12 protein-coding genes are annotated in these 14,723 nt (G+C 65.2%); 2 read left to right on the top strand and 10 right to left on the bottom strand.

The features are described from left to right. The first annotated feature begins 72 nt into the window (after positions 1-72). Together DJ563_RS21980 and DJ563_RS21975 are read left to right on the top strand one after the other, a co-directional pair. Positions 73-1,758 carry a GspE/PulE family protein gene (locus DJ563_RS21980; protein ID WP_434518326.1) on the top strand — a complete coding sequence of 562 codons (1,686 nt, stop codon included), beginning with the start codon at positions 73-75 and terminating at the stop codon, positions 1,756-1,758. 88 nt (positions 1,759-1,846) lie between these two features. Next, positions 1,847-2,161 carry a DUF2388 domain-containing protein gene (locus DJ563_RS21975; RefSeq protein WP_274097829.1) on the top strand — a complete coding sequence of 105 codons (315 nt, stop codon included), beginning with the start codon at positions 1,847-1,849 and terminating at the stop codon, positions 2,159-2,161. A 28-nt stretch (positions 2,162-2,189) separates the two neighbouring features. Here DJ563_RS21975 and gcvP read toward each other — a convergent pair whose 3' ends face one another. The 10 genes from gcvP to DJ563_RS21925 form a co-directional block, all read right to left on the bottom strand. Continuing rightward, positions 2,190-5,063: an aminomethyl-transferring glycine dehydrogenase gene (gcvP, locus tag DJ563_RS21970; RefSeq protein WP_274097828.1), complete on the bottom strand. Its 2,874-nt coding sequence runs from the start codon at positions 5,061-5,063 to the stop codon at positions 2,190-2,192. 131 nt (positions 5,064-5,194) lie between these two features. Next, the gene (gene gcvH / locus DJ563_RS21965) at positions 5,195-5,578 is read right to left on the bottom strand and encodes a glycine cleavage system protein GcvH (protein ID WP_156309953.1); all 384 of its coding nucleotides are present in this window, start codon (positions 5,576-5,578) and stop codon (positions 5,195-5,197) included. Positions 5,579-5,629: 51 nt separating this feature from the next. Continuing rightward, positions 5,630-6,712, bottom strand: coding sequence for a glycine cleavage system aminomethyltransferase GcvT (gene gcvT / locus DJ563_RS21960; RefSeq protein WP_186657665.1), 1,083 nt, complete (start codon positions 6,710-6,712; stop codon positions 5,630-5,632). Between the two features lie 123 nt (positions 6,713-6,835). Beyond that, complete coding sequence (locus tag DJ563_RS21955) at positions 6,836-8,458, bottom strand: ABC transporter permease (RefSeq protein ID WP_434518325.1); 1,623 nt, start codon at positions 8,456-8,458, stop codon at positions 6,836-6,838. A 163-nt stretch (positions 8,459-8,621) separates the two neighbouring features. Continuing rightward, positions 8,622-9,623, bottom strand: coding sequence for an extracellular solute-binding protein (locus DJ563_RS21950; protein WP_274097826.1), 1,002 nt, complete (start codon positions 9,621-9,623; stop codon positions 8,622-8,624). A gap of 114 nt (positions 9,624-9,737) precedes the next feature. Further along, a complete protein-coding gene (locus tag DJ563_RS21945; protein ID WP_434519740.1) occupies positions 9,738-10,955 on the bottom strand; it encodes a 2-octaprenyl-3-methyl-6-methoxy-1,4-benzoquinol hydroxylase in 1,218 nt (405 codons plus the stop codon). 9 nt (positions 10,956-10,964) lie between these two features. Next, on the bottom strand, positions 10,965-11,447 hold the full coding sequence (locus DJ563_RS21940) for a DUF4442 domain-containing protein (RefSeq protein WP_033702166.1): 483 nt from the start codon (positions 11,445-11,447) through the stop codon (positions 10,965-10,967). Further along, entirely contained in the window at positions 11,444-12,643 is a 1,200-nt protein-coding gene (ubiH, locus tag DJ563_RS21935; protein ID WP_274097825.1) for a 2-octaprenyl-6-methoxyphenyl hydroxylase, read from the bottom strand. Before ubiH ends, DJ563_RS21940 begins: the two co-directional genes overlap by 4 nt. After that, positions 12,640-13,974, bottom strand: a complete 1,335-nt coding sequence (gene pepP, locus DJ563_RS21930; RefSeq protein ID WP_274097824.1) for a Xaa-Pro aminopeptidase — start codon at positions 13,972-13,974, stop codon at positions 12,640-12,642. The genes ubiH and pepP overlap by 4 nt, the downstream gene beginning before the upstream one ends. A gap of 21 nt (positions 13,975-13,995) precedes the next feature. Continuing rightward, on the bottom strand, positions 13,996-14,550 hold the full coding sequence (locus DJ563_RS21925) for a YecA family protein (RefSeq protein ID WP_274097823.1): 555 nt from the start codon (positions 14,548-14,550) through the stop codon (positions 13,996-13,998). Positions 14,551-14,723: the final 173 nt, after the last annotated feature.

Below are 14,723 nucleotides of genomic sequence, written 5' to 3'. Positions count from 1 at the left end.
CCTTTGCCAGCAGACAGCCCACCGCACCCGGCTAGCCTTCATCAGGACTCCCCACCTGGCAAGGACGCCAACATGCATACCCCCGGCAAGCAAGCCCTCGACCTCAACCGCCTGCTCCAGGCTCTGCTGACCGAGCAGCACCTGGACGCCAGCGACACCCTGCTGGTGCTGGAGCAGGCCGCCGCACGCCCGGCCTGCCACCCACTGGAGCTGATCGCCGCCCCTGGTCTTGAAGACCGCATGCACCCCGGCCAGCCGCTGGACCTCGACCGCCTCTGTCAGTGGATGGCCGATAAGGTCGGCCAGCCCTTTGTGCGCATCGACCCGATGCAACTGGACATGTCCCAGGTCAGCGGGCTGATCTCCCCGGCGTTCGCCCAGCGCCATGGCATCCTCGTCGTGGCCGCCGACGCCTCGGGCGTCACCGTGGCCAGCGCCCAGCCTTATCAGGATGACTGGCAGGCAGACCTGGCCCGCAGCCTCGGCAGGCCGATCCGTCGGGTGCTGGCAAGCCCGTTGCAGATCCGTCAGCTGGGGCAATCGTTCTTGCGCCTGGCCCAGTCGGTACAGGGTGCGCAACACCAGCAGCCGGCCAGCCTGGGGGAGCTCGAACACCTGCTGGAACTGGGCAAACGCCAGGCCGAGGCCAATGCCGACGATGCGCATATCGTGCACATCGTCGACTGGCTGCTGCAGTACGCCCTCGAACAACGCGCCAGCGATATCCACCTGGAGCCCCGCCGCGAACAGGGGCAACTGCGGTACCGCATAGACGGCCTGCTGCACACCGTCTACGCCTTTCCCGCAGGCGTGACCCTGGCGCTGGTCAGCCGCCTCAAACACCTGGGGCGTATGGATGTAGCGGAGAAACGCCGGCCACAAGACGGTCGCCTGCAAAGCCGCCTGCCGGGCGGCGGCGAGGTGGAGCTGCGCCTGTCGACCCTGCCGACGCCGTTTGGCGAAAAACTGGTGTTGCGCCTGTTCGACCCGCAACAACTGCATGAAGGCTTCGACCGCCTGGGCCTCGAAGGGCAGCAGCTGGAGCAATGGCGGGCGCTGCTGCGCCACCGCCAAGGCATCATCCTGGTAACGGGGCCCACCGGCTCCGGTAAGACCAGCACGCTCTACGCCAGCCTCAAACTGCTGGCCACCCCGCAAATCAACCTGTGCACCATCGAAGACCCGATCGAACGGCTGGAACCGGCGTTCAACCAGTTGCAAGTGCAGCCGGCCCTGGGCCTGTGCTTCGCCAACGGCGTGCGGGCGATGCTGCGCCAGGACCCGGACATCATCATGATCGGCGAGATCCGCGACCGTGAAACCGCCCTGGTGGCCGTTCAGGCAGCCCTCACCGGGCACTTGGTGCTGTCGACCCTGCACACCAATGATGCCTGCGCTGCAATCACCCGCCTGCAGGAGCTGGGCGTAGCCGACTACCTGATCAAGGCAACGCTGATCGGGGTCATGGCGCAACGGCTGATTCGTACCCTTTGCGGCGATTGCCAGGGTTGTGCCTCGGCGGCCAGCGGCCAGCCCTGCCGGACCTGTCGTGGTACCGGGTTTCACGGTCGCACGGGCCTGTTCGAGCTGTTGATACCCAGCGAAAACTTGCGCGCGCAGATAGGCCCGCACACCGACCTTGCGCATTTGCGGCGCCAGGCACTGACAGAAGGCTTGCTGGATCTGCGCCGCTGCGGTGAGGCAAAAGTGGCCTGCGGGCTGACCCGCGCAGAGGAAGTGCTACGGGCCTGCTCCTGAGCGAAAATCCCTTTTATTCAAGGAACTTGCCTCCTCTGCCACGATCAAACCGCGCATCTTCAACCCTCACCCTTCGAGGTGTTTCAACATGCGTCTCAAAACCGCCATCGCGACCGCTGCCTTGCTTTCGCTGCCAATGGGCTCCGCCATGGCCGATACCTTCTGGCGTAACGTGATTTCTTCCGGTGCGACCACCGCGTCGACCTACCTGACCTCCAAGGATCACAAGCTGGTACTGGCCGCGCAGGAAGACGCTGGCAGCTTCGTGGCCAGCGAAGGCGCCATTCGTGGGCCATTCCTGGAGTCTGCGCTGCGCCAGGTGCGCGCCGAAAACCCAGGCATGCAAGCCAGCGACATGGAACTGGCCAATGCCATCCTGGCCAAGAACGCAGTAGCCGAATAAATATTCGGGGGGCCAAGCCCCCCGAAACTCAGCGATAAGCCTCCACCGGCACACACGCGCAGAACAAGTTCCTGTCTCCATACACATTGTCGACCCGGTTCACCGCTGGCCAATACTTGTGCTGGCGTACGTGAGCACTGGGGGCGATGCCCTGCTCCAGGCTGTACGGCCTGTTCCACGGTGCCAACACATCGGCCAGGGTGTGCGGCGCATGTTTGAGCGGGTTGTCTTCTGCCGGCCAGTTGCCCTCCTGCACCTGGGCGATTTCTGCGCGTATCGCCAGCATCGCCTCGACGAAACGGTCCAGCTCGGCTTTTGATTCACTCTCGGTCGGCTCGACCATCAGCGTGCCCGGTACCGGGAATGACATGGTCGGGGCATGGAAGCCGTAGTCCATCAAACGTTTGGCCACGTCCTCCTCACTGATGCCGGTCTGGGCCTTGAGTGGGCGCAGGTCGAGGATGCATTCGTGGGCCACACGCTGGTTACGCCCGCGGTAGAGCACCGGGAACGCCCCGGCAAGCTGGCTGGCCAGGTAGTTGGCCGAGAGGATCGCCACCTCGCTGGCATCGGCCAGTTGCGGGCCCATCATGGCGATGTACATCCAGCTGATCGGCAGAATGCTCGCACTGCCCCAGGGCGCGGCACTGACCGCGCTGTTGTTCGGGTCCAGGCCGGGTACCGGCACCACCGGGTGGCTGGCGACAAAGGGCTTGAGGTGGGCGCGGATGCCGATCGGGCCCATGCCGGGGCCGCCGCCGCCATGGGGGATGCAGAAGGTCTTGTGCAGGTTCATGTGCGAGACGTCGGCGCCGATGTCTGCGGGCCGTGCCAGGCCGACCTGGGCATTGAGGTTGGCACCGTCCATGTACACCTGGCCACCGTGCTGGTGCACCACGTCGCAGATCTCGCGGATACCCTCTTCGTACACCCCATGGGTCGAGGGGTAAGTGACCATCAGGCAGGACAACCGATCCCCTGCCGCCTGGGCCTTGGCCTTGAGGTCCGGGAGGTCGACGTTGCCGTCTTCGTCGCAATCGACGATCACCACCTCCATGCCGGCCATTTGCGCGGAGGCCGGGTTGGTGCCGTGGGCGGAGGACGGAATCAGGCACAGCGTACGCTGCGGCTGATGGCGGCTGCGGTGGTAGCGGGTGATGGCCATGAGACCGGCGTATTCGCCCTGGGCGCCGGAGTTGGGCTGCATGCAAATGGCGTCAAAGCCTGTGATGGCGCACAACCAGCTTTCCAACTCGTCGATCATCGCTTTGTAGCCGACCGCCTGGGCAGCAGGCGCGAACGGGTGAAGCTGGGCGAAGGCGGGCCAGGTGATGGGGATCATCTCGCTGGTGGCGTTGAGCTTCATGGTGCAGGAGCCCAGCGGGATCATCGACTGGTTCAGCGCCAGGTCCTTGTTTTCCAGCTGCTTGAGGTAGCGCAGCATCTCGGTTTCACTGTGGTGCAGGTTGAAGACCGGGTGCGCGAGGAACGGCGTGCGCCGCACCAGCCCCGCTGGTATGCCTTCGGGCAGCGCCAGTTGGTCGAGCGTCGCGATGTCCAGGCCGTGGTCGACCCCCAGGAACACATCGAACAGGCGCAACACGGTCTGTTCGCTGCAGGTTTCGTCCAGGCTCACGCCCAGGTGCCCACGCCCGAGGATGCGCAGGTTGATCTGCGCGTGCTCGGCACTTTCGATGATCGCCGCCTGCGCGCCGCCCACCTCCAGCGTCAGGGTGTCGAAAAAATGCTGGTTGAGCCGCTTGATGCCCTTGGCTTCAAGGCCGGCCGCCAGGATAAAGGTCAGCCGATGCACGCGCTGGGCGATGCGCTGCAAGCCCTCTGGGCCATGGTAGACGGCATAGAAGCCGGCGATATTGGCCAGCAGTACCTGGGCCGTGCAGATGTTGGAGTTGGCCTTCTCACGGCGGATGTGCTGCTCGCGGGTCTGCAGGGCCATGCGCAGCGCGGTATTGCCACGGGCATCGCGTGACACACCGATGATGCGCCCCGGCATGGCCCGCTTGAAGTCGTCACGGCAGGCGAAATAGGCCGCGTGTGGCCCGCCGTAGCCCATCGGTACGCCAAAGCGCTGGGTCGAGCCCAGCACCACATCGGCGCCCAGTTCACCGGGCGGCGCCAGCACCACCAGGCTGAGCAGGTCGGCGGCAACGCAGGCCAAGGCTTGCTGGCTGTGCAACTGGTCGATCAACGGACGCAGGTCGCGCACCTCGCCATGGGTGTCCGGGTATTGCAGCAAAGCGCCGAATACCGAGTGCTTGGCCAGGTTATCCACAGTGTCGATGATCAGCTCGAAGCCGAACCCCTCGGCGCGGGTTTTCAGTACCGAGAGGGTTTGCGGATGGCAGTGCTCGTCGGCGAAGAAGGCGTTGCTCTTATTACGTGCCACGCGCTTGGCCAAGGCCATCGCCTCGGCGGCGGCGGTGGCTTCGTCGAGCAGCGAGGCGTTGGCCAGGGCCAGGCCGGTCAGGTCGATGACCATCTGCTGAAAGTTGAGCAGGGCTTCCAGCCGGCCTTGGGCGATTTCTGGCTGATAAGGCGTATAGGCGGTGTACCAGCCTGGGTTTTCCAGCACGTTGCGCAGGATGACGGTTGGCGTGACGGTGCCGTGGTAGCCCATGCCGATGAGGCTGGTCCAGACCTGATTCTGTTCGGCGTAACCGGCGAGCTTGGCCAGTGCGGCCTGTTCATCCAGGGCCGGCGGCAGGTCGAGTGAGCGATTGAGGCGGATCCCTGGCGGGACCGTCTGCTCGATCAGCTCGCTGCGGCTGGCAACACCCAGCGCGCTGAGCATGGCCTGCTGCTCCGAGGCATCGGGGCCCAGGTGGCGACGCAGGAAAGGGTTGAGCTCTTGCAGTTGATGCAGGGACGGCGACTGGGACATGACGACGCTCTCTTCCTAGACCAGGCCTCATGGAGACTTATAAGTCTAGGAAGGATTGCCGATTGTGCGGAGAAACTTGCTTTTGCTGCACCATGGCCGGGCGGCGCATTGCGCCCCCCCGGCCAGATCAGTTACTCGCCGATCGCAGCCTGATAAGCCGCAGCATCCAGCAGCTTTTCCAATTCAGCTGCGTCGCTTGGCTTCAATTTGAAGATCCACGCCCCATAAGGTTCTTCGTTCAGCAGCTCCGGGTTGTCTGCCAGCGCGTCGTTGACCGCGATCACTTCGCCAGCGATCGGGGCGTAGATGTCGGAAGCCGCCTTGACCGATTCGACCACGCCTGCGGCATCGCCTTGGGCAAACACCTTGCCGACTTCCGCCAGTTCGACAAACACGACGTCACCCAGGGCTTCCTGTGCATGGTCGCTGATGCCAACGGTCACTGTGCCGTCGCTTTCCAGGCGCGCCCACTCGTGGCTTTCGGCAAAACGCAGATCGGCGGGGATATTGCTCATGTCTTGAATTCCTCGATTGGCTCAGCGGTCGGCCCGCCGGTTAATAATTGTTCAAATCAGGATTTTGCCGTGGCGCACGAAGGTCGGTTTGACCACCCGCACCGGGTACCACTTGCCGCGAATCTCGACCTCGGCGCGGTCGCCGGTAGCCATGGGTACACGCGCCAGGGCAATGGATTTGCTCAGCGTAGGAGAGAAACTACCACTGGTGATCTCACCTTCGCCAATACCGGTAACACGAACCACCTGATGGGCACGCAGAACGCCGCGTTCTTCCAGCACCAGGCCAACCAGTTTTTCCTTCACCCCCTGCTCGATTTCCGCCAACAGGCCAGTGCGGCCGATGAATTCGCGCGCAGCCGGCTCCCAGGCGATGCTCCAGCCCAGGTTGGAGGTCAGCGGGGTGTGGGCTTCGTCGATGTCCTGGCCATAAAGGTTCATACCGGCTTCCAGACGCAGGGTATCGCGGGCGCCCAGGCCACTGGGGGCGATGCCGGCCCCCACCAGGTCGTTGAAGAAGGCCACGGCCTGGTCACCTGGGAGGATGATCTCCAGGCCGTCCTCACCGGTATAACCGGTACGGGCAATGAACCAGTCGCCTTCGGCGATACCTTCGAACGGGCGCAGCTCGCGGATCAGCGCGGCGCGCGAGGGGCTCAGCAAGGCCGCCACCTTTTCACGGGCGTGGGGGCCTTGGATGGCGAGGATGGCGAGGTCCGGGCGAACCTGAACATCCACCTCGAAGCCTGCACGCTGCGCATGCAGCCAGCCAAGCACCTTTTCGCGGGTGGCGGCGTTGGTCACCAGGCGATAGCCGCCTTCGGTACGGTAGGCGATAAGGTCGTCGATAACCCCCCCCTGCGCGTTCAGCAGTGGGCTGTACAGCGCCTTGCCAATACCCGCGAGGCGTGCGACGTCGTTGGCCAGCAAACGCTGCAACCAGGCAAAGGCATCACTGCCCGTGACGTCGATGACGGTCATGTGAGAGACATCGAAGACCCCGCAGTCACTGCGCACCTGATGGTGCTCCTCGACTTGCGAGCCATAGTGCAGGGGCATGTCCCAGCCGCCAAAATCGACCGTCTTGGCGCCGAGCGCCAGGTGCAGGTCATACAGAAGCGTGCGCTGTCCCATGGGTTTCTCCTTCCGGGCGTGGCGAAGCGGCGGCGGTCGATGACGTTGGGTCGTCAGCTCTTCTTGTAGGACCCGCCGCGCGAATGCCGCGCATTGTAGCCGCATGGACGCAGGCTGGCACCCTTAGTGTCTGTGACCGGGGCGCCGAGCCGAACGGCGGATCAGCCCGATGACCGGCAGCAGCCCCACCAGTACCAGGGTCAAGGCAGGCAGCGAGGCGCGCGCCCACTCCCCCTCGCTGGTCATTTCGAACACCCGTACCGCCAAGGTGTCCCAGCCGAACGGACGCATCAGCAAGGTAGCCGGCATTTCCTTCAGCACATCGACGAATACCAGCAGGGCCGCACTCAGTGCACCGGGCACCAACAACGGCAGATACACCCTGAAGAACAATCCCACGCCGCCGACGCCCAGGCTTCGCGACGCCTCCGGCAACGACGGCCGGATACGCTCCAGGCTGCCCTCCAGCGGCCCGTAGGCCACGGCGATGAAGCGCACCAGGTAGGCCAGCAGCAAGGCCGCGAGGCTACCCAGCAGCAAGGGTTTGCCAGCGCCGCCCAGCCATGTGGAGAGCGGCACTACCAGTTGGTTATCGAGGTAACTGAAGGCCAGCATGATCGACACCGCCAGCACTGAACCTGGCAAGGCATAACCAAGGTTGGCCAGGCCGACCCCGGCGCGGATGCCAGCCGTCGGCGCCTGGCGTCGGGCAAATGCCAGCAACAGCGCCACGCTCACCGTGATCAATGCCGCCATGCCGCCCAGGTACAAGGTGTGCAGCACCAGGCCGACATAGCGATCGTCCAGGTCATGCCGCCCGCGCTGCCAGAACCACACCAGCAACTGCAGCAGCGGTATGACGAAGGCGCAGGCGAACACCAGCAGGCACCAGCCGCTGGCCAGCAGCGCCTTGACCCCGCGCAGGTGATAAAGCGCTTGCCCACGCGGCCGCTCGTTGCCGGTACGGCTGGCGCCGCGCGCACGGCGCTCGCCGTAGAGCACCAGCATCACCGCCAACAGCAGCAGGCTGGCCAACTGCGCGGCGCTGGACAGGCTGAAGAAGCCGTACCAGGTCTTGTAGATGGCCGTGGTGAAGGTATCGAAATTGAACACTGCCACTGCACCGAAATCGGCCAGGGTTTCCATCAACGCCAGGGCGATACCGGCACCGATGGCCGGGCGCGCCATGGGCAACGCCACCCGCCAGAACGCCTGCAGCGGCGACAGCCCCAGTACCCGGGCCGCTTCCATCAGGCCCCGGCCCTGCGCCAGGAAGGCCGTGCGTGCGAGCAGGTAGACATAGGGGTAGAACACCAGCACCAACACGATGACCACCCCACCCGTGGAGCGTACCCGGGGCAGGCGCATCGGCCCGAAGGCTTCACGCAGGGCGCTTTGCACGGGGCCGGCAAAGTCCAGCAGGCCGACGAAGACGAATGCCAGCACGTAGGCGGGGATGGCGAACGGTAGCATCAGCGCCCAGTCCAGCCAGCGTCGGCCGGGGAACTCGCAGAGGCTGGTGAGCCAGGCCAGGCTGACACCCAGGACAGTGACGCCGATGCCTACGCCCAGCACCAGGGTCAGGGTGTTGCCGAGCAGGCGGCTCATCTGGGTGTCGAGCAGGTGCGACCAGATCTGCTGGTCGATCGACTGCCACGACAGCAGCAGGACGCTCAGGGGCAGGAGCACCAGGGCAGCGATCAGGGCGACCGGGAGGTACCAGCGGCGTTGGGGGGTGTGGGGCAAGTTGACGGTCTCTGTGGCTGATTTGCGACCGTTTGCGGTCGTTCGCGGGGCAAGCCCGCTCCCACAGGGATCACACAAACCTTGAAGGCAGTGGAAACCCTGTGGGAGCAGGCTTGCCCCGCGAAAGGGCCCTTGCAGGCCCCGCAAGGATAAAGCCTGGCGCTTAGTTCCAGCCAGCCCGGTCCATCAACCGAATCGCTTCTGCCTGGCGCTTGCCCGCGATCTCGACCGGAATGCTGTCAGCCTTGAAGCTGCCCCAGGCCGCAACCTCCTCGGACGGCTTGACCTTCGGGTTGGCCGGGAACTCCTGGTTGATGTCGGCGAACAGCTTCTGCGCGTCTTCGCCGGTCATCCACTCGACCAGTTTTTTCGCAGCCTCTGGGTGCGGAGCATGCTTGGTCAGGCCGATGCCCGACAGGTTCACGTGTACGCCACGGTCGCCCTGGTTGGGCCAGAAGATCTTCACCGGCAACGCGGGGTTCTGCTTGTGCAGGCGCCCGTAGTAGTAAGTGTTGACCACGCCCACGTCACACTGGCCGGCCTCGATGGCCTGGATCACGGCGTTGTCATCGGAGAACACGTCGGTGGACAGGTTGTTGACCCAGCCTTTGACGATCTCTTCGGTCTTCGCCTCGCCGTGGTTCTCGATCAGTGTGGCGGTCAGCGACTGGTTGTAGACCTTCTTCGCGGTGCGCAGGCACAGGCGGCCTTCCCACTGCTTGTCGGCCAGGGCTTCGTAGGTGCTCAACTGCTCGGGTTTGACCCGGTCGGTGGCATAGATGATGGTCCGGGCGCGCAGGCTCAGGCCGGTCCAGTCATGGGACGAGGCACGGTACTGCGCCGGGATGTTCTGGTCGATGATGTCGGACTTGATCGGCTGCAGGATGCCCATCTGCTCGGCCTGCCAGAGGTTGCCGGCATCGACGGTCAGCAGCAGGTCGGCCACACCGTTCTCGCCCTCGGCCTTGATGCGTTGCATCAACGGGGCTTCCTTGTCGGTGATGAACTTGATCTTGACTCCGGTCTTGGCGGTGTAGGCATCGAACACCGGCTTGATCAGCTCGTCGATGCGCGAGGAGTACACCACCACTTCCTCCGCTGCCTGGGCAGTGCCGCCGAACAGGGTCAGGGCCAGGGCGGCCAATAGGGGCTTGCGTGGCAACATGGAAAGCGCTCCTCGGATCGTATGAGAGGCGCAAATGGTAGTGAATCCCATTTTGTCACTCACCCTTGGAGCCGTTACCGGATGTTGCAGGGGCCGCAAGGCGGCCCCGTAGGCTCAAGGCCTGGCCAACGCCGGCAGGTCCCCGCTCAACCCCAATGCCTGGCGCACGAACAACGCCTTGGCCTCCGGCATCTGCTCCACCAGCTTCAAGCCGCTGTTACGCAGCCAGCGCAACGGCAGTGGGTCGGCCTGGAACAGCCGCTCGAAACCCTCCATCGCCGCCATCAGCCCCAGGTTGTGCGGCATACGCCGCCGCTCATAGCGGCTCAGCACCTTCACATCCGCCAGCCGTTCGCCCCGCTCGCAGGCATTGACCAGCACCTCGGCCAGCACAGCGGCGTCGAGCAAGCCCAGGTTGACGCCCTGGCCAGCCAACGGGTGAATGGTGTGCGCGGCATCGCCAATCAAGGCCAGCCCCTCGTCCACATAGCGCTTGGCGTGGCGCTGGCGCAGCGGCACGCAGACGCGCGGGTCTGCCTGCAGGACTTCACCCAGGCGCCCCTCGAAGGCCCGCTCCAAGGCCTTGAGGAAAGCCGGCTCATCCAGCGCCATCAACTGCTCGGCATGCTCCGGGGTGGTCGACCAGACAATCGAGCACCAGTCCTGCTGGCCATCGCGCGTCAGCGGCAGGAACGCCAGCGGGCCGTCGTCGGTGAAGCGCTGCCAGGCCGTGGACTGGTGCCCCGCGCTGCAACGTACGCTGGTGACGATGGCGTGATGCAGGTAGTCCCACTCACGGGTTTCGCAACCGGTCAGGCGGCGCACCGCCGAGTTGGCGCCATCAGCCGCCACCACCAACGGCGCACGCAGCTGGCGGCCATCGGCCAGGGTCAGCAGCCATTCGTCACCGGAGCGGCGCAGTTGCTCCAGCCGCGCATTGGGCAGCAAGCCGATGTCGCTGTCATGCAGACGCTCCAGCAGGCCATCCTGCACCACCCGGTTCTCGACAATGTGGCCGAGTACCTGAGCGTGCACGCTGGCCGCCGAGAAGTGGATCTGGCCCGTGCCGCTGCCATCCCACACGTGCATGTCGGTGTACGGCGTGGCCCGCCGCCGGGCGATACCGTCCCAGGCGCCAAGGCGCTCGAGAATGCGCTGGCTGGCCGCCGACAGGGCACTGACACGCGGCTCGAACGCGGCCTCGTTATCGTAGGGTTTGACCGACAGCGGGCTGCCGTCGAGCAGGAGAATGTCCAGGCCACTGTGGCGCAACGCCAAGGCCAGGGCGCTGCCGACCATTCCGGCACCGACAATCAACAGATCTGCGCGCATTTCCATGCCTTACGCCTGCCTCGCTTGCGGCTTGAGCCGCACGTATAGGGTTTTGTCGACCCGCGCCACCAGCTCGCCGGCAGCGTCGCGGATATCCACCTGCAAACGCGGCAGGCACTTCTTGCCGGTGGCGGTCTGCTGGCGGATCTCGTCCAGCAGGGCGTCATCGAGGTGGAACTCGGCGTACACCGGGCCTTTGCCCGGCGAGATGAAATCGATGCTCGCCGCCTTGTCCCAGACGATGTATTCACGCCCCAGTTGCTCGATCAGCAGCAACATGTAGAACGGATCGACCATCGAGTAGAGGCTGCCGCCGAACTGGGTACCGACGTAATTGCGGTTCCAGCGCGTGAGCTTCATGCATACCTTGACGCTGCGCATGTCCGGGCTGATGTGCTGCACACGGATACCGGCGCCCAGGTACGGTGGGTAGAGGTTCAACAACCAGCGCAACATACGGGCCCGGCGCGCCAGCCTGCGCGGATTGCTCATGCCTGGCCTCGCGGGTCGGGGCGCGTACCCAGGCCCATGGCCTGGCGGGCAAACCAGCTTTTCGCCGGGGGCAACAGGTCGAGGCCGAGCAGGCCGATGTTGCGCCCTGCGGCCAACAACGGCTGGTTGCTGCCGAACAGGCGCGTAACCTGGTCGGAAAAGCCGATGGTCAGGGCCTGATCCAGGCGCTGACGCTGGTGATAGACGCGCAAGGTAGCCAGGTCTCCGGGTTGCTGCGGGCCCGCCAACAGCGCTTCGGCCAGTGCCTGAACGTCACGCAGCGACAGGTTGAAGCCCTGGCCGGCAATGGGGTGCAGGCTGTGCGCGGCGTTGCCCAGCACCACCAGGTGCGGGCGTACCTGCTCGTCGGCTTCGACCAATGCCAGCGGGTACAGATGCCTTGCCCCCACCTGGCGCAATGCGCCGAGGCGATAGCCGAAGGCGTCCTGCAGCTCGCGCAGGAAGTTGCGCTCATCGATTTCGGCCAGCCGCTGCGCGTCCATGCCCTGACGGGTCCAGACCAACGCACAGCGGTTTTCCGGCAACGGCAGCAGCGCCATCGGGCCTGCCTCGGTGAAGCGCTCGAACGCCTGGCCGCGATGGGCCTCGCCAGGCGTGATGTTGGCGATCAAGGCGCTTTGCTCATAGGGCGTGCGGCGCACATGAATGCCCAGTTGCTCACGCAGGCCGGAGCGGCCGCCATCGGCCAGCACCGCCAGGTCGCAGTCCAGGCTGGTGTCGTCATCCAGCTGCAGGCGGTAACCGCCTTCGATGGCGTGCATTGCCCGCACCTCGGCGGGGCAACGCCAGCTCACCACGTCGCTGTCCAGCCCCTGCCACAGGCACTGGCCAAGCCAGGCGTTCTCGACCACGTAGCCGAGCGCTGGCACGCCCTCCTCGACGGCATCCAGGCGCGTGGCGCCGAACCGGCCGCGGTCGGATACCTGAATCTGCCGGATCGGTTCGGCGCGTTGGCCGATGGCCTGCCACAGCCCCAAGTGCTGGTAGATCTGTTGTGTGCCAAACGACAGCGCCGAGGAGCGCGCATCGTAGCTGGGCTGGAAGCTGTCGCCAGGCGCGAACGGCTCGATCAGCAGGATCTTCCAGCCGCGCGCCTTGGCCCCGGCTTGCAGGGCCAAGGCCAGGCTCGCGCCGACCAGGCCGCCGCCGATGATCGCCAGGTTTACTCGACTCATGCCGCGTCCTTGCGCGCAGCCTGCATCAGCGCCTCGATCTCGGCGACCGTGCGCGGCACGCCGGAGGTCAGAATTTCACAGCCTTGCCTGGTCACTACCACGTCGTCCTCGATCCTTATGCCGATGCCGCGCCACTTCTTCGCCACCGCCTGGTTGTCGGCGGCAATGTAGATGCCCGGCTCGACGGTCAGCGCCATGCCGGGCTCCAGCACGCGCCACTGACCGCCCACCTTGTACTCGCCCACATCGTGCACATCCATGCCCAGCCAGTGCCCGGCGCGGTGCATGTAGAAGGCGCGGTAGGCTTCGCTTTCGATCAGCCCCTGCACATCGCCCTTGAGCAGCCCCAGTGCCACCAGGCCCTCGGTGATGACCTGCACGGTCGCCTCGTGGGCGTGGTTCCAGTGCTTGCCGGGGGCGATTTCGGCGAAGGCCGCAGCCTGGGCCTTGAGCACCAGCTCGTAGATGGCCTTCTGCTCGGGCGAGAAACGCCCGCTGACCGGGAACGTGCGGGTGATATCGCTGGCATAGCAGTCGATCTCGCAGCCCGCATCGATCAACACCAGGTCGCCATCCTTGAGCGGGGCGTCGTTCTGCTGATAGTGCAGGATGCAGCCATTGCGCCCGGCGGCGACGATCGAGCCGTAGGCCGGCATTTTCGCCCCGCCCTTGCGGAACTCGTAATCCAGCTCGGCTTCCAGGCTGTACTCGTGCAGCCCGGCCCGGCATGCCTGCATGGCACGCACGTGGGCGCGAGCGGAAATTTCTGCGGCAGCGCGCATCACTTTCACTTCCGCCGCCGATTTATACAGGCGCATGTCATGCAGCAGATGATCCAGCGCAACGAACTCGTTCGGCGGCTGAGCACCAAGGCGCGCCTTGGAGCGGATCACGTTGATCCAGTCCATCAGCCGGCGGTCGAACTCGGGGTTGCTGCCCATGGCGCTGTAGACCCGCTCCCGGCCTTCGATAAGGCCCGGCAGGATCTCGTCGATGTCGGTGATCGGGAAGGCATCGTCGGCGCCGAAATCACGCACCGCACCTTCCTGGCCGGCGCGCAGCCCTTCCCATTGCTCGCGCTCGGGGTTGCGCTCGCGGCAGAACAGCACGTATTCGCCATGTTCCCGGCCAGGGATAAGCGCGATGACAGCCTCAGGCTCCGGGAAGCCGCTGAGGTACTGGAAGTCGCTGTCCTGGCGGTACACGTGCTCGACGTCGCGGTTGCGAATGGCAACTGCGGCGGCGGGCAGGATGGCGATGCTGTTGGGGACCATCTGCGCCATCAGCGCCTTGCGCCGACGGGCATACTCGGCCTTGGGAATGTGGCTCATGGGCAGACTACCCCCGGTTGATCAGTGCAACGATGGCTTGGACGCGGGTGCGGCCGGCTTGGCCAGCTCGGAGAACAGCAGCAGCGGCGCTACGCGCAGGTATTCCATGACTTCCATGTAGTCGCTCTCGCCGTCTTCGGACTCTTCGAGGGCTTCCTGCACCTGGGAGATGGCAACCAGGTCCTGCAGCACGTCCTTGGCCTCGGTGGAAAGCTCCTTGCCACCTGCGTTCAGGCCGAAGCCGGTGATGAAGCCCTGGCACCACTGGCCCAGCGCCGCAGCGCGGTCGGCCAGCGCGGCGTCATCGGTGGGCAGCAGCAGGACGATGGCCATGTCGTCGCTGGTCAGCTCACCCTTGACCATCTCCTGCAGGCCGATCAGGGCATTGCGGACAGTGTCACCGGGTTCGTTTTCCAGCAGTTGGGCGGCGTCGGCCAGCCAGGCCTCGGCATCGAAGCCGGCACCGGCGCAACTGCGCCCGACCAGCAAGCCGTGCAGCTCGGCAGGAGTGACAGGGTGGCCATTGCTGGAAAGCAGCATGGCGAAGGCGATGTAGGGCGATTGGGTATTGGGCATGGGCAACTAGGCGCCAGACGGCGCAATGACTAGAATGGAGACCTTGTATCCTAGCACCGGCAGGCGCGCCAAGACCATCGGCACTGGCCGTCGCGGGCCAGGGAGAGGCATCATCGCCAGGTGACTCAACGACGGAGCGATTCGAGTGCAACCCACGCAAGAGAACGACCTGC

This window comes from Pseudomonas sp. NFX1 (assembly GCF_051123555.1).
Lineage (GTDB): Bacteria > Pseudomonadota > Gammaproteobacteria > Pseudomonadales > Pseudomonadaceae > Aquipseudomonas > Aquipseudomonas capeferrum.
This window is presented reverse-complemented; position numbering and strand designations above follow the sequence as displayed.